General features: G+C 33.7%; 18 protein-coding genes. 10 read left to right on the top strand and 8 right to left on the bottom strand.

From position 1 onward, the window contains the following. Window positions 1-113 precede the first annotated feature (113 nt). Window positions 114-509, top strand: a complete 396-nt coding sequence (locus JHL15_RS06115; RefSeq protein WP_200244234.1) for a hypothetical protein — start codon at window positions 114-116, stop codon at window positions 507-509. 5 nt (window positions 510-514) lie between these two features. Then, window positions 515-1,378: an AadS family aminoglycoside 6-adenylyltransferase gene (locus tag JHL15_RS06110; protein ID WP_200244232.1), complete on the top strand. Its 864-nt coding sequence runs from the start codon at window positions 515-517 to the stop codon at window positions 1,376-1,378. On the opposite strand, the gene JHL15_RS06105 is transcribed toward JHL15_RS06110, so the two are convergent. Then, on the bottom strand, window positions 1,379-2,959 hold the full coding sequence (locus tag JHL15_RS06105; RefSeq protein ID WP_200244231.1) for a GMC family oxidoreductase N-terminal domain-containing protein: 1,581 nt from the start codon (window positions 2,957-2,959) through the stop codon (window positions 1,379-1,381). It lies immediately after the preceding gene. 108 nt (window positions 2,960-3,067) lie between these two features. Between JHL15_RS06105 and JHL15_RS06100 the strand changes: the two genes are divergently transcribed. The 4 genes from JHL15_RS06100 to JHL15_RS06085 all read left to right on the top strand — a co-directional run bounded on the left by JHL15_RS06100 (window position 3,068) and on the right by JHL15_RS06085 (window position 7,783). Next, a complete protein-coding gene (locus JHL15_RS06100) occupies window positions 3,068-3,685 on the top strand; it encodes a DUF1684 domain-containing protein (RefSeq protein WP_200244230.1) in 618 nt (205 codons plus the stop codon). Window positions 3,686-3,688: 3 nt separating this feature from the next. Continuing rightward, window positions 3,689-4,162, top strand: coding sequence for a GNAT family N-acetyltransferase (locus JHL15_RS06095; protein WP_200244229.1), 474 nt, complete (start codon window positions 3,689-3,691; stop codon window positions 4,160-4,162). 73 nt (window positions 4,163-4,235) lie between these two features. After that, window positions 4,236-5,045 carry a glucose 1-dehydrogenase gene (locus tag JHL15_RS06090; protein WP_200244228.1) on the top strand — a complete coding sequence of 270 codons (810 nt, stop codon included), beginning with the start codon at window positions 4,236-4,238 and terminating at the stop codon, window positions 5,043-5,045. 80 nt (window positions 5,046-5,125) lie between these two features. After that, window positions 5,126-7,783 carry an MGH1-like glycoside hydrolase domain-containing protein gene (locus JHL15_RS06085; RefSeq protein WP_200244227.1) on the top strand — a complete coding sequence of 886 codons (2,658 nt, stop codon included), beginning with the start codon at window positions 5,126-5,128 and terminating at the stop codon, window positions 7,781-7,783. 298 nt (window positions 7,784-8,081) lie between these two features. On the opposite strand, the gene recO is transcribed toward JHL15_RS06085, so the two are convergent. The 4 genes from recO to JHL15_RS06065 are packed head-to-tail and all read right to left on the bottom strand — an operon-like array spanning window position 8,082 to window position 12,739. Continuing rightward, window positions 8,082-8,768 carry a DNA repair protein RecO gene (recO, locus tag JHL15_RS06080; protein ID WP_200244226.1) on the bottom strand — a complete coding sequence of 229 codons (687 nt, stop codon included), beginning with the start codon at window positions 8,766-8,768 and terminating at the stop codon, window positions 8,082-8,084. Next, window positions 8,768-11,032 (bottom strand): type IX secretion system anionic LPS delivery protein PorZ, encoded by a 2,265-nt coding sequence (gene porZ / locus JHL15_RS06075; protein WP_200244225.1) that lies wholly within the window; start codon window positions 11,030-11,032, stop codon window positions 8,768-8,770. The genes recO and porZ overlap by 1 nt, the downstream gene beginning before the upstream one ends. A 1-nt stretch (window position 11,033) precedes the next feature. Further along, window positions 11,034-11,984, bottom strand: a complete 951-nt coding sequence (locus JHL15_RS06070) for a bifunctional metallophosphatase/5'-nucleotidase (protein ID WP_200244223.1) — start codon at window positions 11,982-11,984, stop codon at window positions 11,034-11,036. Continuing rightward, window positions 11,984-12,739 carry a 5'-nucleotidase C-terminal domain-containing protein gene (locus tag JHL15_RS06065; protein ID WP_200244222.1) on the bottom strand — a complete coding sequence of 252 codons (756 nt, stop codon included), beginning with the start codon at window positions 12,737-12,739 and terminating at the stop codon, window positions 11,984-11,986. The genes JHL15_RS06070 and JHL15_RS06065 overlap by 1 nt, the downstream gene beginning before the upstream one ends. 107 nt (window positions 12,740-12,846) lie before the next feature. Between JHL15_RS06065 and dapA the strand changes: the two genes are divergently transcribed. The 4 genes from dapA to JHL15_RS06045 all read left to right on the top strand — a co-directional run bounded on the left by dapA (window position 12,847) and on the right by JHL15_RS06045 (window position 15,638). Then, window positions 12,847-13,719, top strand: coding sequence for a 4-hydroxy-tetrahydrodipicolinate synthase (gene dapA, locus JHL15_RS06060; protein ID WP_200244221.1), 873 nt, complete (start codon window positions 12,847-12,849; stop codon window positions 13,717-13,719). A gap of 101 nt (window positions 13,720-13,820) precedes the next feature. Next, window positions 13,821-14,324, top strand: coding sequence for a GNAT family N-acetyltransferase (locus tag JHL15_RS06055; protein ID WP_200244220.1), 504 nt, complete (start codon window positions 13,821-13,823; stop codon window positions 14,322-14,324). Between the two features lie 293 nt (window positions 14,325-14,617). Next, window positions 14,618-15,199, top strand: coding sequence for a helix-turn-helix domain-containing protein (locus JHL15_RS06050; protein ID WP_200244219.1), 582 nt, complete (start codon window positions 14,618-14,620; stop codon window positions 15,197-15,199). Beyond that, window positions 15,192-15,638, top strand: a complete 447-nt coding sequence (locus tag JHL15_RS06045) for a response regulator (RefSeq protein ID WP_200244218.1) — start codon at window positions 15,192-15,194, stop codon at window positions 15,636-15,638. Before JHL15_RS06050 ends, JHL15_RS06045 begins: the two co-directional genes overlap by 8 nt. 594 nt (window positions 15,639-16,232) lie before the next feature. On the opposite strand, the gene recG is transcribed toward JHL15_RS06045, so the two are convergent. The 3 genes from recG to JHL15_RS06030 form a co-directional block, all read right to left on the bottom strand. Beyond that, window positions 16,233-18,317: an ATP-dependent DNA helicase RecG gene (gene recG / locus JHL15_RS06040; protein ID WP_200244211.1), complete on the bottom strand. Its 2,085-nt coding sequence runs from the start codon at window positions 18,315-18,317 to the stop codon at window positions 16,233-16,235. Window positions 18,318-18,444: 127 nt separating this feature from the next. Continuing rightward, window positions 18,445-18,978: a thioredoxin family protein gene (locus tag JHL15_RS06035; protein ID WP_200244209.1), complete on the bottom strand. Its 534-nt coding sequence runs from the start codon at window positions 18,976-18,978 to the stop codon at window positions 18,445-18,447. Window positions 18,979-19,022: 44 nt separating this feature from the next. Next, window positions 19,023-20,495, bottom strand: coding sequence for a peptide MFS transporter (locus JHL15_RS06030; RefSeq protein WP_200244208.1), 1,473 nt, complete (start codon window positions 20,493-20,495; stop codon window positions 19,023-19,025). Window positions 20,496-20,597 lie beyond the last annotated feature (102 nt).

The following is a 20,597-nucleotide window of genomic DNA, read 5'->3' as shown; positions in this document are numbered from 1 at the left end:
ATATTTTATTACTTAACATAATCATAATCCATTTAAAATATCCATATCAACATAAATTTAAATAAATTTGTATTCTTTTATATATTACTAACTACTCATCATTCAAAAAAGTTGTGGAAGAAATAATTGTAAAACCTATTATTGCTAAAGAACTTCTGGCATCTCTTAAAACGAAAGTTGAAGAGGAGAAACAGGTTATTGTGCATTGCTGTTTTCCTGCATCTCCTTTTCTTGGAAATTTGATCAGGATCTGGAACACCACATACCTTTTTGATAATAGCTCAGAACACCAAAGTAAATTGATTCATGCTGAAAATATTACAATATTTCCGGATTGGACTCCTGTTCCGTTTATGAGGGATTTTTGGTTCACTCTTATATTTTCGGGTTTACCAAAAGGTTGCAAAAGTTTTGATCTCAAAGAAGTGATTCCTGAAGAGGGAGGTTTTTTTGTAGAATCTATTAAAAGAAATTCTATGGATGTTTACAGAGTGAAAATCTCAGAATAATAATTATGAAAGCAAGAGAAGAAAAATTACAACAGATTATAAGCTGGGCTGAAAGGAACCCTGATATCCGTGTGGTTTTGCTTACCAGTTCATTGGTGAACCCGTATGCTCCGGTAGATGATTTTAGTGATCTGGATGTTGAGCTTGTTTTTGAAAATTTAGAATCTTACGTCTCTGATAAAAAGTGGATTGATCTTTTTGGAAATCCTATTTCAATGGTGGAAGAAGATGAAACGTTTTTTGATGGCTTACATGCAATGAAAATGGTTTTATATGAAGATCATGTAAAAGTAGATTTTAAACTTTATCAAAAATCTGAATTTATAAAAGAAGTTGAAGAAGAGACTCTTCCGGAGGATTGGGATGTAGGTTATAAAGTTTTGATTGATAAAGATGGATTGACAAAAGACTTAAAAGATCCAACCTATCAATCTATTATGATTCAGCAACCAACACCAGAAAGATTTCAGCAGCTGATCAATGATTTTTGGTGGGATACGACTTATGTAGCGAAATGTCTTAAACGTGACGAAATTTTCTACACCAAATTTATGACCGAAGATGTTATCAGAACAGACTATCTGGTTCCTTTGCTGGAATGGTATATTGCAAGTGAGCATGGATGGAATAATATCACTACCAATAAACACGGAAGACTTTTCAAAAAATACTTGTCTCCTGAATTATGGAAGAAAGTTGAGGCTACATTTTCCGGAAGTGATATTGAAGAAAACTGGAAGGCATTATTCGTATGTGCTGATCTGGTTCATGAAATAGGTATTGATCTTGCCGGAAAATTGAGTATTGATTATCCTTTAGGACTTGAAAATAAAGTAAGAAAATACCTTCTTGAGATAAAAGGACAATAATTAAGCAAACTCATTCTGCCGGATTAAATTCTCGATACAATATTCAGTAATTGCCACGATAGTGACGAAAGGGTTTACTCCAATAGTTCCGGGAATTAGAGAGCCGTCTAATACGAAAAGGTTTTCGTGATTATTTAATTTTCCATATGGATTGGTCGCTTCACCCAATACGCATCCTCCTAAGGGATGATAACAAATATTAGGACCGAAACCATTTTTAAAAAGGAAATGACTTCTTGTACCCCCATTTGCTCTGTTCATTTTTTTGATAAAATAATCTGCATTGGCTCTCATTTTTTCTGTGTGATTTTCATTCCAATCAATGGTCAATTTTTGAGTTGCAGTATTATAAGATACTTTTCCCTTTTTATCGACTCTGTTGATTAATAAATACAGAGCAGTAGCAACATCCATCCCCATGGGAAGTGGTGCAATCTCTGCGAAAAAAGGATGTTCTTTATCGTCCCAATTATCCACCCCACCTACTGGAATGGTGGATTGTTGCACCCCCGTACCTCCAGATAAAGGTCTTACCCAGTTTCGACCAGTCATAAAGTTTCCATTATTTCCCCAATTTTCCCCAACATTTTTTTCAAGTGGAAATCCATTTTTTGCATTGGATTTCATTAAAAGGTATAAAGTGCCCATCGTTCCTGCTGATAATATTAATTTTTTACAGTGAAAAACTTTCTCTGCAATGGTTTCCCCGGAAGTATTGATCTGGTTAACCTGTAGTGTGTAACTTTTGTCTTCATTCATTTGGATGGAATCAACACAATGAAGATCTAAGATTTCAAGATTTCCGGTGTCTAATGCTTTTTTCAGATAGGTTTTATCCAGACTGTTTTTACCATGATTATTTCCATAAATAACCTCCGTATTAAGAGCAGACCTTGGGACTTCATTTTTAAATTCCTTTTCCATGTAATTAAAATCATAGACATTCGGAACCCGAATGGTTTTAAAACCTGCTTTATGAGCCTCTTCTTCGCCCACTCGTGTAAATTTATAATAAGGACAATCATGTAGGAACTGTTCATTAATGACATTGACTTTCAATTCTTTTCTTGCCAACGGAAAATAGAAATTATAAAATTTTTCAGCATCTAATTGAGGGAAAATTTCTTTAAAATAGCTCTCTTTGGGTGTGACTGCCATTCCCCCATTAACAATTGATCCGCCTCCAACTCCTCTTCCGACCCAGATATTAATATGCTCAAAATCCAACCGATCCAACGCTCCGGTGAAAGGTTGTAAAGAAAAAAGATTCATAAAAGGGGCTATCGTTTTCTTTTTTAACCAGGCGGCACTTTTCCCGGGTTTCAATAAATTGGAAAATGGAATTCCAGATTTTTCCCAATTAAGACCCATTTCAAGAATCAATACCTTCTTTCCGGCTTCACATAAACGAAGAGCTGATACAGCGCCACCATATCCTGAACCAACAATAATAATTGGAGCATCAACGATTTCCTGTACTTTATTGATTTTCGCTTGGGAGCCATACACAAGGTTATTGCTTAAAAAATAAAAACTTGATATTCCAAGGAGGGTGATCTTGATGAACTCTTTTCTATTCATGTCTGTTATTTTCCAAAAACTATGCTAGAAAAACACAAAAAATTATAATTTTTATTTAAAACCGATGGCGTTTTTTATTGTAATTTTAATCTTTAATAAAATGAATTTATGAAAAGATACTTTTTGTTGTTTTTGGTTCTTCCTTTATTTGCCTTTTCTCAAAAAGCAGTTACAAAGGAAACAGCAGAAATAAAAAAATTTCAGAAAGACCTTAATGCAGAATACTTAAATCCTAAAGAGACTCCGTTAAGAGGAGATAACTTTAAGAATTTCAAAAAGCATCCTTTCTTTCCAATTGATCTGAAATATAGAGTTACTGCGAAACTGATTAAAACAGAAAATGCAGAGCCTTTTGAAATACCTACTTCTTCTGGAAAAACGAAACAATACAGGGAATATGGAAAGGCTAATTTTGAATTAGATGGTAAGCCGTATTCTTTGACATTGTACCAAAGCCTGGATCTAATGAAGCAAGAAAAATATAAGGATTATCTTTTCCTTCCATTTCGTGATTTGACCAATGAAAAAGAAACCTATGGAGGCGGAAAATATATGGATTTGAAAATATCCAAAGGCGATACAATTGTTTTAGACTTTAATCAATCCTACCAACCTTACTGTGCATACAATGCCTACGATTACAATTGCCCAATCGTTCCTGAAGAAAATAAGCTCCCTGTAGAAATTCGTGCAGGAGTAATGTATAACGATATTTATCATCATTAAAATATGGTTAGTCTACAGTTTTTTAAGCCGGAAGATTTTTCTGATGTCAATTATAGCCTGGATGATATTCAATCGCAGTACACATCAACGGCTGAGTTTGCAATCAACAGAATTAAAGAGCGGAATGACGGTAAAGGGTTTTCAATAACGATTTTTGAAGACGATATGCCAGCAGGTTATTTTGCTTTGGATTTTGGAGATGATAAGTTTGAACTAACTGATAATCCACATTCTGTTTTATTAAGATCGCTGTCTATCAATCCACAATTTCAGGGAAAAGGAATAGGTAAAGCTGCCATGATTCAGGTAGATGATTTTATCAGAGAAAACTTTAAGGAATGTGATGAAATTGTTTTGGCAGTAAATGAGAACAATAATTCAGCGTATGAACTGTATATAAAAGTAGGATACATCTTTGATGGTAAAACCAGAATAGGGCGTAGTGGACCACAACGTCTCATGTATAAAAAACTTTAAGAAAAATTTAAAATAAAATCTCTTCATTAGCCTGATTCTTTCCACTAACTTTGAGTAACATCAAATAATAAATATGGAAATATCACTTCATAATCAGGTGGCTGTCGTTACGGGAGCATCAAGTGGAATAGGTACCGGAATTGCCAAATCTCTTGCTTCAGCAGGAGCTACAATAATTGTCAATCACTCTTCGGAAAGATCTACCGATGAAGCAAAAGCAGTTTTAAAAGAAATTACTGATGCGGGAGGTCAGGGAATTACCTATCAATGCGATGTCTCTAAAGAAGATCAGGTCGTAGCCATGTTTCAGGATGTGGTGTCACAATTCGGAACTGTAGATATTTTGATTAATAATGCAGGTATTCAAAAGGATTCTAAGTTCACAGAAATGACCATCGATCAATGGAATGCTGTGATTGGGGTGAATTTAACCGGACAATTTCTTTGCGCCAGAGAAGCAATAAAAGAATTCTTACGCCGAGGAATTGACCTTTCCCGTTCAAAAGCTTGTGGAAAGATCATTCATATCAGTTCTGTTCACGAAATTATTCCGTGGGCAGGTCATGCTAATTATGCATCCAGTAAAGGAGCGATTAGAATGTTGATGCAGACATTAGCCCAGGAGCATGGAGCAGATAAGATCCGGGTTAATTCTATTTGTCCGGGAGCAATTCAGACTCCTATTAATAAAGATGCATGGAGTACTCCCGAAGCTTTAAGCAGTTTGCTTAATCTTATCCCTTACAATAGAATAGGGCAACCGGAAGATATCGGAAATTTAGCAGCATTTTTAGCAAGTGATTTAGCTGATTATATAACAGGAACAAGTGTCTTCGTAGATGGTGGAATGACCACCTTTGAAAGCTTTTCTACTGGCGGATAAAACTGTTCAGATATTAGATATTTGCTTTTGATTAAGTACATAAATTCTCATTGATCACTTATTATTTATAATCTATCAGGATGACGGAAAAACAAAGACTTTCAGATGTAACATGGAAAAAATGGGGTCCCTATGTAAGCAACCGGGAATGGGGGCTTGTGCGTGAAGATTACAGCGCGAATGGAGATGCATGGAATTATACCACTCACGATACTGCTGAAGCGAAGACCTATCGTTGGGGTGAAGAGGGAATTTGTGGGATCTGTGATGATTGGCAGAAATTGGTATTCTCTGTAGGGTTTTGGAATAAAAAGGATAAGATGGTAAAGGAGCGTTTCTTCGGTCTGACTAATGGACAGGGAAATCATGGTGAAGATGTGAAAGAGTATTTTTATTATCTGGATTCTACACCGACTCATTCTTATATGAAAATGCTGTATAAATATCCTCAAAATGCATTTCCATACGAAGACTTGTTAAAAACTAACGCTGAAAGAAATAAAAACGAGGCTGAATACGAATTAATTGATACCGGTATTTTTGACCAAAATGAGTATTTTGATATTTTTATAGAATATGCCAAAGAGAGCCAGAATGATATTTTAGTAAAACTAACTATTACTAATAAATCTGAAAAAGAAACTTCGCTTATCATATTACCCACCCTTTGGTTTAGAAACACATGGAATTGGGGATATGACGATTATAAACCACAATTAAGTTCGGAAGAAGCTACTTCTATAAAAGTTCAGCATAAAGATCTTGATGTCAAAATTGTGTATTCAAAGCAATCGGTAAAAACTTTGTTTTGTGATAATGAAACGAATAATGAAAAATTATATTATTCTCCCAGTATTTCAAGATATTGTAAAGACGGAATCAATGATTTTGTCATCAATCACAATTCATCAGCAGTAAACCCTAATGATGTTGGGACAAAAGCTTCCTTCTATATAGATGAGGATTTTAAACCCTTAGAAACAAAAACTTTTGAATTTAGGATTTCTGACAAAGAGTTAGATGAGCCATTTAATGGTTTTGAAGAAATTTTTGGAAAAAAGAAAAAAGAGTCAGATGAATTTTATGATGAAATTCAGGAAGGTATCCAATCTGACGATGAAAAATTGATTCAAAGACAAGCATTTGCAGGGTTGCTTTGGAATAAAATGTACTATCATTACAATGTACAAAAATGGCTTAAGGGAGATCCAGGCGAAGTGAGACCTCCAAAGTCAAGACAAGAAATAAGGAATTACGATTGGAAGCACCTCAATAATGAGCATATCATTTCTATGCCTGATAAATGGGAGTATCCTTGGTATGCAACTTGGGATCTTGCTTTTCATGCGATCAGCTTTTCTCTAATTGATCCGGATTTTGCAAAATACCAGCTAAAACTTTTTCTTTTTGAATGGTATATGCATCCCAATGGACAACTTCCTGCATATGAATGGGACTTCAGTGATGTAAATCCTCCGGTACATGCATGGGCAACTTTTAAGGTCTTTAAAATTGATGAATATCTTAAAGGTAAACCTGATCTGCAGTTTTTGGAAAGTGCCTTTCAGAAATTATTAATGAATTTTACCTGGTGGGTCAATAAAAAGGATAAGAATGGGAATAACATTTTTGAAGGTGGATTTCTGGGACTTGATAATATAGGAGTCTTCGATAGAAACAGCACACTCCCTAATGGTGAGCAGTTGGAGCAGGCAGATGGAACAAGTTGGATGGCGATGTTTGCCTTGAATATGATGAGGATTGCCCTGGAATTAGCCTTGTATAATCCCGTGTATGAAGAAATGGCGATGAAGTTTTTTGAGCACTTCCTGTCGATTGCCCACTCATTGGATAATATGGGAGATGAAAATTTTGGATTGTGGGATGAGGAAGATGAATTCTTCTATGATGCTATTGCTTCCAGTGATGGAAATCATATGTACATGAAATTACGTACGATTGTTGGGTTGATTCCAATGTTTGCTGTTGAGGTAATAGATGATGAGGTGATTGAAAAGTTACCTAATTTTAAAAAGAGAATGTATTGGGTACTTGAAAATAAACCGGAATTGGCAGCCCTGGTTTCACATTGGGAAGTTAAGGGAAAGGATTCAAAACATTTACTGTCTCTCCTGAGAGGACATCGTTTAAAAAGGTTGCTTTACAGAATGCTTGACCCTAATGAGTTCTTGAGTGAATACGGAGTTCGTGCGTTGTCCAAGGTGTATGAACAAAACCCCTACACGATCAATCTTAATGGAATAGATTACACTGTAAAATATACCCCCGCCGAAAGTGATAGTGGACTTTTTGGAGGAAATAGCAATTGGAGAGGCCCTATTTGGTTTCCAATAAATTTTCTAATTATCGAAAGCTTGCAGAGTTTTTTCTTTTATTATAGTCCCGATTTTATGATAGAATATCCTACGGGAAGTGGAAATTATTCTAATCTGGAACAGATTGCTGATGCTCTCAGCAGGAGGCTTGCGAAAATATTTTTAAAGGATGAGAAAGGAAACCGACCGGTGAATGGACAATATCCGAGATTTCAAACAGATCCTGATTTTAAAGACTATGTCTTATTTTATGAATACTTCCACGGGGATAGTGGACGTGGAGTAGGAGCATCCCATCAAACAGGTTGGACAGGATTAATTTCAAAGATACTTCAACCCAAATTTCCGAAAAAAGAAATTGCTGAATCAGAAACGGAGAAACCTGAGGATGTGAAAGAGTAGGTGTTAAATGGTGAAATCGCAAAATCGATGAACCGTAAAATTGTTTAGCAGAATGGCGAAAAGGCAAAATCGCAAAACGGCAAATGCTCTTAGTGAAAACGAATAGAAGGCGATTTCACAGTTCATCGATTTCACAATTTCACATCAAACAAACGGTAAATGCTCCTAGTAACAGTGAGTAGAAGGCGATTTCACATTTCATCGATTTCACGATTTCACATCAAACAAAAGACAAATACTGCTAATGACAACAAGTATAAAGCAATTCCGCGATTTCGCAATTTCGCAATTTTGCCTTTTATTCAAATATCTGCTGAATAACCTCCAAAGAAGTTGGTATTTTAAAATCCGTAATATGATAGTGATAATAAACCAAAATGCTATCAAGAAAATCTTTTCTTAAAGAAGAATGAATTTTTATTTCATAAGGATTTTGGGAAGATAGAATAGATTTCCAGAAAGCTGATATTTCATTGTTAAATAACTGATGGATCTGTGCGGAAGAAAAGGTTCCGGTTTCAGGATCTAAATACAGATCACCATTAATCAAAGGAGCCACACCCTGTATTTTTAAAATTGTAATGAGAAAAACTAAATGAGATTGGTAGTTTTTTAGAGATAGCTCCTCAATAAACTGCTCAATGCTTAAAAATAAATTTGAATTATTACTTTCATTCCTTAAAACCTGATTTAGAAAATCTGAAATGAAAAATATGACCGTATTGACTCTGATGTCCGTATAGATATCATTGTTTTTTACCAGTTCAAATTTTGAAATGGATTGTATACCATTGCTTTTCCCTTCTGTAATGGAGAAATTCAATTGATTTAAAGGTAAAAGCAATGCCTTTTTCTTATTCCTTTTAGAATAAATTCCTTTTAAGAAATAGGTCTGGAAGCCATCTTCCTCAGTAAAACAATGCAAAACAGCATCATTTTCTCCATATTTTATAAATGAAAGTAAAAATCCTTTTTGTGAATTCATTAATTAACCACGGCTATTTTTGCAGTAGCTTTATCAGAGCCATCTTCATTGGTCATCAATACAAAATAAATTCCAGAAGCTACTCTTGCGCCTCGCTGGTTATTGAGGTCCCATTCATAATATCCACCTCTTGCCACTGCTGAATGAACAACATTCCCAGCTACATCAGCAATTCTAATATTTGTTTTCTCAGCCAGACCTTTAATAGTAACCTTACCTTTGAAATTAGAATAAACCACAGGATTCGGATATACTAATACATTTCCAAAATTGGATGTTACATCAGCGACATCGCCCTGATAAGTAACAATACCATTATAAGTGACAAAATATACTTTTCCTGTTTTTCTATCCACTTTAATATCTGTGATACTATTAGTAGGCAATGGCGAATTTTCTTTTGTGAAGTGTTTTATCGTTCGTTGTCCATCTGAGGACATATAATACACGCCACCTCCATCTATAGATATCCATTTGTAATCTCCTGCATCAACTTCTATCTGTAAGATTTGTGAATCACGGAAAAGTTCTTCTCCAAGATTATTTTGTTCAATAATGATTGGTTTTACAGATGGATTGGGTTCTTTGATAGCAGAAACAGCATTAGATAATATACGCAACCCCGAATCGGAACCTATCCATGCGTCGCCTGCTTTATCAATTGCTACAGAAACTGTCCCATTTGAGTTGGCTGCGAATCCACTTGATTGATTTAAAAGATATACAGTGTCGTCAGATACATTTGTAGGTGTTTTTTTATAATCATACACCAAAAAATTATTAGTTCTAGGCATTGGAACCCATAATAGATTTTCATAGTATAAAGCTTTTTGAATTCCATTACTTAAGATTCCAAGATCTTTTACAATGAAATTATCGGCTGCTTTATCATAAGGGGCTATTGCTATAGAGCCAGTATCCATAAAGGCAATCGTAGCAATAAGATTATTTTGATCGTCATAGGTTAAGCCAACCGGACGACGTACATAAGCATTGGGTGCTGCTAAATCATAATATTTTGTAAAGTCGAAATCTTTACTATTGGCATTATATTTCATTTTATAAATACCTTGTCCACCGAAAGTATAATTTGTAGCATATACTTCATCTGGACTACTTGGATTGGCAACAGCATCCAAGATATTAAAGGCTTGGGTTTTACCTATGAAATAAGAAGGATAAATCCATTGCATTCCATTGAAATAATAGAAGCTTGGATTTTTAGGGTTGGCTAAGGGGCCATTAAATCTGGCATCTCTACCCCCTGATGACACTAAAAGTTGGTTTTCGCCATATAAATTAATCTTATAAGCGTTATTAAAGTAAGGACCATCTGGTTTAAAAGTATTGTTGGCTTCATTCTTAATTCCAGATAAGATTGTTCCACCATACATTTTACCACCCACAGTCATTGCTGTATTGCATTCTTCACCAAGGCTTACAGCACCAGTAAAAGTTCCATTAGTATTAAATGAATAGATTCTAGCTTGATCAGTTACAATAATACTATTTGAATTCACAACAAGATCCTTTACCTTTCCAAATGTTTGGGAAAGGGGAGTAGCTACCCCATTGTTATAAACATAGGCAGTAGTAGCAGATGAAAAGCTAAGTACAGGTTCTGAAGCGATTTGCGTAAATGCACCTGGCATTTCGGTAGTCCATGTGGAGTATACTGGGAAAGTAGTATTCAATTCATGACTTTTTAATCCAGTATCAGTCACAGAATATACTTTGTTATTGACAATAGTTGCTTCGTTACTTGCCTGATAGACTCCGGAAAGAAAGAATGCAGAATCATTAAATTCTTTTTTCTTCAGATCAAAAATTGATACACCATAACCTACTGAAATGACAGCTTTGTCTCCTGTAATAGAAATATGATTGATTTTTTTACTCCCGTTATAGCCAGTAGCAATTGGAATATCAACTATGTACGTAACCCCATCAGGAGTTACGACATCTAAAGAGCCATTTTGATATCCTACTAATCCGATTTTATTTTGTGGATTATAATCGAAAGCAGTGATGCCTACTTCATGCAGACCATTTGCTTTAGACAACTTCGTAATTTCACCCGTTGAAATCGTATAATAAAAAAGTCCGTTTTCTGCTGCCGCAATTATTTTTCCCTGATCTTCTTTCATGACGATCACATTGTTGTAGGAAAATATATCCGACCATTTTTTAGAAGAAATAACCTGTGCATTTGCAAATTGAACGGATGCTAATATACCAAGGGAAATTATGGAGAGTTTTTTCATATTATGCTATTATACTGCTGTCTATAACCTGATTATTCCAAGAAATATGTTGTACATTTTTGTTGTTATCGAAATAAAAATCTATTCTTCCTAGAAGAAGTCCGGCCCATCCAACCTGATTAACCAAAACATTTTTACCTTGTCTGTTTTTAAAGCTTTGAGGTTCTGGTAAGAAAGTATGAGTATGACCTCCTAAAATAATGTCAATATTCTCTGTATTTGCAGCTAATATTTTATCACTTACTTTATCTGGTTCTCCTTTGTAGTCATAACCAATATGTGATAAGCAGATCACTAAATCACATTTTTGCTCATTTTTAAGAAAATTGGAATAGTGTTGTGCAACGTCAATAGGATTTGAATAAACAGTTTCCTGATATTGTTTTTTTCCTACTAGTCCTTCAAGTTGAATTCCAACGCCAAAGATTCCAACTTTAATCCCATTCTTATTAAAAATTTTATATTGAGAGGTTTTACCATCTAATACAGTATTCTTAAAATCATAATTTGAACAGATAAATGGGAATTGAGCATTAGGCAGAACATTTAAAAAACCTTGTAATCCATTATCGAAATCGTGATTTCCCATCGTAGAAGCATCATATTTCATCATGGACATTAATTTGAATTCAAGTTCACCACCAAAAAAATTAAAATAAGGAGTTCCTTGAAAGATATCTCCGGAATCCAGAAGCAATACATTATTTTCCTGGTTTCTGATCTGCTGAATTAAGCTTGCCCTTCTGGCAAATCCTCCCTGGTTTGGATTCTTGGTATAGCTTTCATCAAAAGGCTCTATTCTGCTATGCTGATCATTGGTATGAAGAATGGTAAGTTTGTTTGCAGAGGATAAACTATTTAATTTTAGTTCCTCTGCCATCATCATATTCGGAGCTAAAGCCATTGCCAAAGTTCCACCACTTATTGCTTTTAAAAAACTTTTTCTGTCCATTATTTCTTACCAATAAAATTTAAACGAATATCTGTATTAGGAACAATCTCGGAGTTTTTCTTGAAATATTCTATAAACATATCTCTCATTTTGATTCCAGTTGGAATTGATTCTCCTTTTGCGAAAAAATTCATGTTGTCACCACCTAATGCAAGATAATCAGAGGTTGCAATATAATAATCCTGGCCAGGATTTACTGCTTTACCGTTGATCATGGTTTTGGAAAGTTGCCCGTTATTGGTTTCTATATATAAATGAGAAACAGGATTATTTACCTGGTTTTTTGCGTAATATTCAAATAAACCCTGCAGATCTGATCCTTTCATTTTAACAATAACCACTTCATTTTCAAAAGGCATTACTTCAAAAACATTTTTAAGAAGGATATCACCTTTCCCTATTGAAGTACGAATTCCACCAATATTAATTAATGCAGCGTCTACATTTTTTTTGAGATGAGTTTTGGCCCAATCATCAGCACCATTAAATGTGTAATCGGCTAAAAGATTTCCAAGATTACTATTATCCCCCTGTTTAGTAAGATCTGTATTGGTATGAGAGACTTTTTGGTTCATCTCTTTATCCAATTTTTGTTTATAGGGTTCAATAACTTTTACAAAAGCTTCGTCATTCTTCAGATCTTTATTAATAGAAATGTTCTTCTGTGTTTGCACATTTGCTACTTGTAAAGAAGTTGTTTTACAAGACATAAGCGAAACCAAAGCAATTCCTAGTAATAAGAATTTATTTTTCATAATTTCTTTTAGTATATGCAAATATAATTATATGTATAATAAAACATTATTATTTATTATAAATTCTTGGTCTAAATTATTAAATTTGAAAAAAATAATTCTAACAGATGAGCATTTTAAAAGGAGTAGGTGTGGCTTTGGTGACACCCTTTAATGAAGATTTATCCGTTGATTTTGATAGTTTAACAAATCTTGTTGAATACAATATTGAGAACGGAACCAATTATTTAGTTGTTTTAGGAACTACAGCAGAAGCTGCAACGCTTTCTGCAGAGGAGAAGAAACAGGTTATAGATCATATCATTAAGGTAAATAATAAACGCCTTCCATTAGTTTTAGGAATTGGAGGAAATAATACGCTGGAGGTAAAAAATCAAATAGAAGAAACAGATCTGTCATCTTTCGAGGCTATCTTATCTGTTTCTCCATATTATAATAAACCAAATCAGGAGGGGCTTTATCAGCATTATAAAGTGCTTGCCTCTACCGGGAAAAAAATTATCATTTATAATGTACCTTCGAGAACGGGACAGAATATTGAGGCAGATACAACGATTCGATTAGCTAAAGAATTTTCTAATTTATTTTTGATTAAAGAAGCGGCGCCAAATATTCTTCAGTATTTTGATATATTAAGGAAAAAGCCGGAAGGATTTTCATTAGTATCTGGGGATGATGAATATGCATTGCCTGTTACATTAGCAGGAGGGGATGGTGTGATTTCCGTAATCGGACAGGCTTATCCAAAAGAATTTTCTACAATGGTTCAGCTTGCTTTGAATGGAAAAGTAAAAGAAGCGTATGAGATTCATAACAAACTGGTGGAAATTACCCGTTTAATTTTCGCTGAAGGGAATCCATGTGGAGTAAAAGTTATTTTAACTGAAAAAGGAATTATTAAAAATTATTTAAGACTTCCACTTGTTGCTGCATCTGAAGGGCTGTATGCAAAGATAAAAGCTGAAATGACAACTATTTAAAACAAGGTGTTAATTTGCAAAGTTGACAATTCCATTGTTTTTAAAATTAAATACTATAAAGTGAAAGGTTTCGGCCTTTCATTTTTTTTAATACCAAAATTATGAAGTTAATAAAAGCAACAGAAAAAGATATTCCTTTAATTCAGGAATTAGCTAGAAGATCATGGGAGAAAGCCTATGCGGAAATTTTATCAGATGAACAGATGGAATACATGCTAGGTACAATGTATTCTACAGAAGAAATTTTCAATCATATGAATACCCCTACTTACCATTATTATTTGATCGAAGATGAGGTTGCCAATTCGATTGAAGGGTTTATAGGGTATGAAAATGCTTATGAGGTGAATACAACAAAGCTTCATCGGATCTATTTGGTTCCTGAAAGTAAAGGGAAGGGCTTCGGAAAAGAGGCACTTGTATTCCTGGCTCAGAAAACACAAGAGAGTGGGGATAACAGAATCATCCTGAATGTAAATAAATTTAATGCTGCCAGACAGTTTTATGAATCTCAGGGGTACAAAATATATGATGAAGGTGTTTTTGATATTGGGAATAATTTTGTTATGGATGATTATCTTATGGAATTTATAATTCACAGATAATAGACTTATAATTGTGTAACATTATCTGATAATTCTATAACGGGTGAGCTGTTTAATAGTAGCATCTTTGCATCAGAACCAAATCACTTGTAAATAATACATTCATATACTTGGTTTTAGCTGTCTTAGCTTTTATCAGTATATTTTTTTCATCCTTAGTGTTTAAATTCCTGTATTGAATAATACAGGAGTTTTTTGCGGTTATGAATTTAATTTTAATTTTATTCATCTATTTCACATTTATATGAAATAAAATATTATATTTACCAAATAATTAACACACTTATACTAGGATGAAAATGTACGTGAAATTTGATTTCAATGCTCTTTGTAAAAAAGTGTTGGATGAAAAACTTAAAGAACAAGGTTTAAAATATAGATTGCTGAATTTTGGGGAAGTAGAATTCTATGAAGCATTTACCCAGGAGCAGCATAATATTTTCAAGAAAAATCTTGAAGATTATGGTATAGAAATTATCGAGAGCCAGAAGATTGCCTTAGTGCAGAAGATTAAAGATGCTATTGTAGAATTAGTATTCTCTAAAGATATTATTGCCGTTAAGGCTTCTATTTATATTTCAGAAAAATTAAATCACAGTTACGGTTATTTGTCTAATCTTTTCTCGGAAGTGGCATTTACTTCCATAGAAAATTTTATTATTCTGCAGAAGATCGAATACGCAAAAGAATTAATTATCAATAATAAGCTTAACCTTACTGAAATCGCCCATAAGCTGAATTATTCCAGTGTGGCTCATCTCAGTACACAGTTTAAGAATACTACGGGTATTACGCCTTCTCAATTTCAAAAGATAATCGTAAAAAGAAGGAAAGAACAAAATGTGATCGTTACAAATAAAATGCTTTATGAATAAAGAATATCTTAATGTCATATTGGTCGATGAGGACGAAGGAAATCTTATTTTGTTTAAAAATGTATTCAAAGATCTAAAAATAACAGTTAAAGTTCAATCATTTCACAACGGGGAAGATGCAATGAAGTATCTTAATAATGCTGAGGCGCTGATTCCTGAGATGTTATTGATGAATTATAATATTCCTCAAAAAAGTATTCTGGAATGTCTTGAGGAGATCAAGATGGATTTTAGATTGAGCAGAATGATTACCGGGATATATTCGGATGCTTTGTCTGAAGAAGAAGTAGAGAATGTTTTTGTAAAAGGATCTAATATCTACATGAGAAAACCAGATAATTATAAAGATCTGAAAAGAGTACTTTCTGAGGTTGTTACATTGAATTGGCAATATCATACATCCGGACTAAATAAAGACAATTTTATCCTGAAAGTATGATGAACACTAAGGTCATCTAGGGTTTTGATTTAAAGCCCAATATTATCTGTTGTATAATATTCACTAAAAGGTGAAAATTCTATAACTATTGAATATAATAATATAAATGATTATAAGTGATAAAAGATGAAATTTGTAAAAGAAACGTGCTAACACAAATTAATCATATAAAGCAATTAATGTGAGTAATTATTTTTTCAAATCTTGAAAGTAAATTATGTTAATCACGATGTTAGTAAAACAAAGTGGATTATTAATTTCCAATGTAGAGCGTAGAAGATCTTTAAACAAAACGGTACAATCATGAAAACTCAAAAGTTGGAGGATATTTATATTCGTTTCTTTTAAAATCCTTTCAACAAAACACAGTTAGTTTTTATAATAAGTAAGTTGGAAACATAATTCATTTTGTTTTTTTATCAATTTATTTAGTAGTGGCTTAATGAAAAATGCAAATGCTATAAATATTTTCACTCCACACCAATTACAAGATAGTAAGCATTCTACTAAATAAATTTTTACTAAAAATAATTTCTTCTAAATAACAGTTTTATAAGGGGGCCGCGGAAAGATATTTTTCTTTTTGCGGTTTTTTTATGATATTTTACTCCATTTATTTTTCCCTTTGTAGTACTTCAGGTAATAGCTTTTGATGATCTGATGATTTGCCTGAGCTAAAAGAGGATCTTTTTCCAGAATTTTTTCAACGGTCTTTTTTGTAGCTTTTATAATAGCAGAATCTTTTACAAGATCTAGTCTTTTGAAATCCACCACACCACTTTGCTGAGTTCCTAAAATGTCACCAGGTCCACGTAATTGCATATCCACTTCAGAAATTTTAAAGCCATCATTAGTCTCCGTCATAGTTTTAATACGGGTTCTGCTTTCAGTAGATAACTTGTCGGAGGTCATTAGTATACAATAGCTCTGTTCCGCACCTCGTCCTACACGTCCCCGTAATTGATGGAGTTGTGATAATCCAAATCTTTCCGCACTTTCTATCACCATTACAGAAGCATTCGGTACGTTGACTCCAACTTCAATAACAGTAGTGGCAACCATGATTTCTGCCTTCCCGGATGCAAAATAGTTCATGGCAGTGTCTTTTTCATCAGGTTTCATTCTTCCATGGAGCATACTCACATTATAATCTGAAAAAAAGTTCATTACATGCTCCAGACCTTCCATTAAATTTTTATAATCTAATGTTTCAGATTCCTCTATTAATGGATATACAAAATAAATCTGTCTGCCTTTTTTTATCTCGTCCCTGCAAAAATTATAAACATATGCTCTGTCTTTCTCTCGTCTATGTGCAGTAACAATAGGCTTTCTCCCCACAGGCATTTCATCGATCACAGATACATCCAGATCGGAATAGAAACTCATTGCCAAAGTTCTTGGAATGGGAGTGGCGGTCATGACTAAAATATGAGGCGGAATTTTATTTTTTGCCCAAAGTTTTGCTCTTTGTGCAACACCAAACCTGTGCTGTTCGTCGATAATAGCCAGGCCTAGGTTTTTGAATTTTACTTTATCCTCTAAAACGGCATGAGTCCCCACCAGTATAGACAGTTCTCCATTTTCGAGTTCCTGATGGATGATTTTTCTTTCAGAAGCTTTTGTAGAACCTGTTAAAAGGCGGATATTAATATTTGTTTTCTCAAGTAATTCTTTAATTCCATTATAATGCTGCTGGGCAAGAATTTCAGTAGGAGCCATTAAACAACTCTGAAACCCATTGTCCATAGCAATAAGCATTGTAAGTAGAGCTACCATGGTTTTTCCGGAGCCCACATCTCCCTGCAATAATCGGTTCATCTGAATCGGTTTTTTCATATCTAACCGAATTTCTTTTAAAACTCTTTTTTGGGCATTTGTTAGCTCAAAAGGAAGATGGTTTTCATAAAAGGAGGTAAAATAATCCCCGACAATAGGGAAAGGGTTTCCAAATGCCTGACTTTTATGATGAAGTTTTTTTAAAGCATAACCAAGTTGAAAGAAAAAAGATTCTTCAAATTTTAATCTGTAATTAGCCTTTTCAAAATAGTCTAAATTTTGCGGAAAATGAATATTTAAATAGGTGTGTTGCCTGGAAAGAAACTTAAAAGATTGCATTAGGTATTCCGGTAAATTCTCCTGAATGAGATTAGGAATTTCTTTGCAAATATTTCTAAGTATCGTCTGGAAAAATCTTTGATTTAAACCACGTTTTGTTAATTTTTCTGAACTTGGATAGATCGGCCTAAGGCGATTGTCATTTTCTTTTTTCTCCTCAATTTCAATTTCAGGATGTGGCATTGAGAATTGATTATTAAAAAGATTGATCTTTCCAAAAATGAAAATTTCTTTATTAATAGGTAATTGCTCCTTTAGCCATTTTGAATACTGAAACCAAACAAGATCCATCATTCCGCTGTCATCATTGAATTTAGCGGTTAATCTTTTGGTTTTTCCGGTTTGTATCTCTTGGACATGTGTAATTTTCCCTTTCAGTTGGATCTCAAGATTATTTTCCTGGAGCTGGGCAATCTTATATACCTTATTCTTATCAAGATAGCGAATAGGGTAGAAGTTCAGCAAATCTTCTACGGTTGAAATTCCCAACACATTTTTAATGAGCTTGGCTTTTTCAGGACCGATTCCCTTGACATATTCTATGGAGGTTTCTAGATTCAATTTTAGCTTGGATGCGAATTATAAATGGAAAATAAAAGTCCGAATTTCGGTAAAATAAAAAAGACTTCCAAAAAAATTGAAAGTCTTAATTCTGTATTTTTAAAAATAGAAATTCAAAAATTTCTAATTAATTCTTTATTTTGGACTTGAATTTCTTCTGATAGTCTTCCCATTGTTCTCTGCTTCGGATTTTTTTATATAAATCCTTTGAGATAAATTCAAGATAGGGTTCCAGTTCTATTGCGGATAATTCTCCCTGCAGAATCGTTATCGGACCTCCATTTTCATCAAGAAAAACAGTACTTGGAACTGCCGCAACATTCATGTATTGAGTAAATTCGTGTAATGAGTTTTTCCCATTTTTATGCTCAGAACCATGATTAGAGAATTTTCTTCCAAAAATTTCTATCTCTTTTTTCTCTTCTGCATTAAATTTTACAGGATAATAATTTTCATTTAAAATCTGTGCAATTACTGGATGTCCGTACGTTTTTTTATCCATTATTTTACAGGGCGCACACCAATCTGCATAAAAATCAACAAGAATTTTTTTTGGATTTTGCTTTTGAGCCTTTAGTGCCTCTTCAATGGTCATCCATTTTACCTGTGCAAAACTAAAAGTTATCAAAAACAAACTTACTATGCTTAGAATTTTTTTCATAAAATTTTAATTATTAATAAAAATAAGCATAATAAGCTTATATTTTATTTTACTTCTTGCATTAATTTTCTCACGAACGTTGATATCAAAATTAATACCACTCCAGCAACCAAAGCGTAGATTCCCAGAGTTTTGTATCCATCTGTATAAGCAATAAGCTTGCTCATATTGGTATTGCCTGTATTAGCTTCAGATAGGCTCGCTCCGATTTTTCCCGCAGCAAACTGTCCAAAAGCACTTGCCAAAAACCATAGCCCCATCATCATACCGAACATTTTTTTTGGAGATAATTTTGTAATAATAGACATCCCAATAGGACCTAAACAAAGCTCACCAAAAGTAATGACCAACCAGGTAAAAGTAAATAGATTTAAAGAAGATTTACCATCTGCACCTGCAAAATATCTTAAGCTGTAAAATAGAAAGAATCCTGCAGCTAAAAATAGGAATCCAATCCCAAATTTATTGATGGTATTGGGTTCAAGTTTTCTTTTATTAAGCCCAATCCATGCCAGTCCAATTAACGGGCTAAAAATGATAATGAATAAGGAATTCGCACTATTATTAATAACATTAGGATCCATACCAAAACCTAAGAGGTTATGCACCAGATTATCTTTTGCAAACAAAGACAAAGATCCTCCGCTTTGCTCATAAATAGAGTTGAACAAAAAGTACATGAAAATAAATATGAATGCAGCAACCAGTTTCTTCTGGTAAGGTGTAGTTTGCTTCAATGTTTCTATTATAAAGTAGCCTACAGCAACAATACCAATTAAATACATAAAATAATCAGTATAATTTGTGTTCTTTACCATAATAAAAATAAGAGGCATACTTAGTAGAGCTCCTATATACACAAGCACTTCCCGTAAAGTTCTCTTAGATTGTGGAAGCATTTTTAATGGAGAATCACCAATAGGACCTAATGATTTTTTTGTCACAAAGAAAGTAATTAATCCAAGTATCATTACAATTGCTGCTGCAAGGAAACACCATGACCAGGAATAATACTTTCCAAGGTACACACATAGTCCTCCTCCTAAAAGCCCACCAATATTGATTCCCGCATAAAAAAGGCCGTATCCTGCATCCCTTCTCGGGTCATCTTCGGTATAAAGTTCGCCCACCATCGAAGAAATATTTGGCTTAAAAAATCCTGTACCAATAATTGAACATGTAATACCAAAATAAAAGAAGTCATGGGGAGAAAAGGCAATGATTAAGTTACCAATTGACATGATAAGTCCACCAAAAACGAGAGATCTTTTGAATCCCAGAATTTTATCAGCGAAAATCCCGCCTATAAAAGTAAATGCGTAAATGAAAGCTTGTATTGCTCCATATTGTAGATTCGCCTTATCCTCCAATAAGCCTAATTGGTCTACCATAAAAATGGTAAGAACTCCACGCATCCCATAAAAACAAAAACGCTCCCACATCTCTACTGTGAATAGCGTCCAAAGTTGTTTAGGATACTTTCCTTTAAAATTTTGTATTTCTTCTAATGTATACATAGTTAATAAAAATAAACGATAAGATGCTTCATTTTGAAACAGCGTGCTAATTTATAAAAAAACCTCTGACTAGCAGAGGTTTTATGTTATTTTATTCGTGTA

Source organism: Chryseobacterium paridis, from assembly GCF_016595215.1.
Taxonomy (GTDB): Bacteria; Bacteroidota; Bacteroidia; order Flavobacteriales; family Weeksellaceae; genus Chryseobacterium; species Chryseobacterium paridis.
This window is presented reverse-complemented; position numbering and strand designations above follow the sequence as displayed.

Bases quoted from the DNA above. Each gene is read 5' to 3' on its own strand.
- JHL15_RS06110 (WP_200244232.1), top strand. From the start codon at position 515: ATGAAAGCAAGAGAAGAAAAATTACAACAGATTATAAGCTGGGCTGAA.
- JHL15_RS06105 (WP_200244231.1), bottom strand. From the start codon at position 2,959: ATGAATAGAAAAGAGTTCATCAAGATCACCCTCCTTGGAATATCAAGT.
- JHL15_RS06100 (WP_200244230.1), top strand. From the start codon at position 3,068: ATGAAAAGATACTTTTTGTTGTTTTTGGTTCTTCCTTTATTTGCCTTT.
- JHL15_RS06095 (WP_200244229.1), top strand. From the start codon at position 3,689: ATGGTTAGTCTACAGTTTTTTAAGCCGGAAGATTTTTCTGATGTCAAT.
- JHL15_RS06090 (WP_200244228.1), top strand. From the start codon at position 4,236: ATGGAAATATCACTTCATAATCAGGTGGCTGTCGTTACGGGAGCATCA.
- JHL15_RS06085 (WP_200244227.1), top strand. From the start codon at position 5,126: ATGACGGAAAAACAAAGACTTTCAGATGTAACATGGAAAAAATGGGGT.
- recO (WP_200244226.1), bottom strand. From the start codon at position 8,768: ATGAATTCACAAAAAGGATTTTTACTTTCATTTATAAAATATGGAGAA.
- porZ (WP_200244225.1), bottom strand. From the start codon at position 11,032: ATGAAAAAACTCTCCATAATTTCCCTTGGTATATTAGCATCCGTTCAA.
- JHL15_RS06070 (WP_200244223.1), bottom strand. From the start codon at position 11,984: ATGGACAGAAAAAGTTTTTTAAAAGCAATAAGTGGTGGAACTTTGGCA.
- JHL15_RS06065 (WP_200244222.1), bottom strand. From the start codon at position 12,739: ATGAAAAATAAATTCTTATTACTAGGAATTGCTTTGGTTTCGCTTATG.
- dapA (WP_200244221.1), top strand. From the start codon at position 12,847: ATGAGCATTTTAAAAGGAGTAGGTGTGGCTTTGGTGACACCCTTTAAT.
- JHL15_RS06055 (WP_200244220.1), top strand. From the start codon at position 13,821: ATGAAGTTAATAAAAGCAACAGAAAAAGATATTCCTTTAATTCAGGAA.
- JHL15_RS06050 (WP_200244219.1), top strand. From the start codon at position 14,618: ATGAAAATGTACGTGAAATTTGATTTCAATGCTCTTTGTAAAAAAGTG.
- JHL15_RS06045 (WP_200244218.1), top strand. From the start codon at position 15,192: ATGAATAAAGAATATCTTAATGTCATATTGGTCGATGAGGACGAAGGA.
- JHL15_RS06035 (WP_200244209.1), bottom strand. From the start codon at position 18,978: ATGAAAAAAATTCTAAGCATAGTAAGTTTGTTTTTGATAACTTTTAGT.
- JHL15_RS06030 (WP_200244208.1), bottom strand. From the start codon at position 20,495: ATGTATACATTAGAAGAAATACAAAATTTTAAAGGAAAGTATCCTAAA.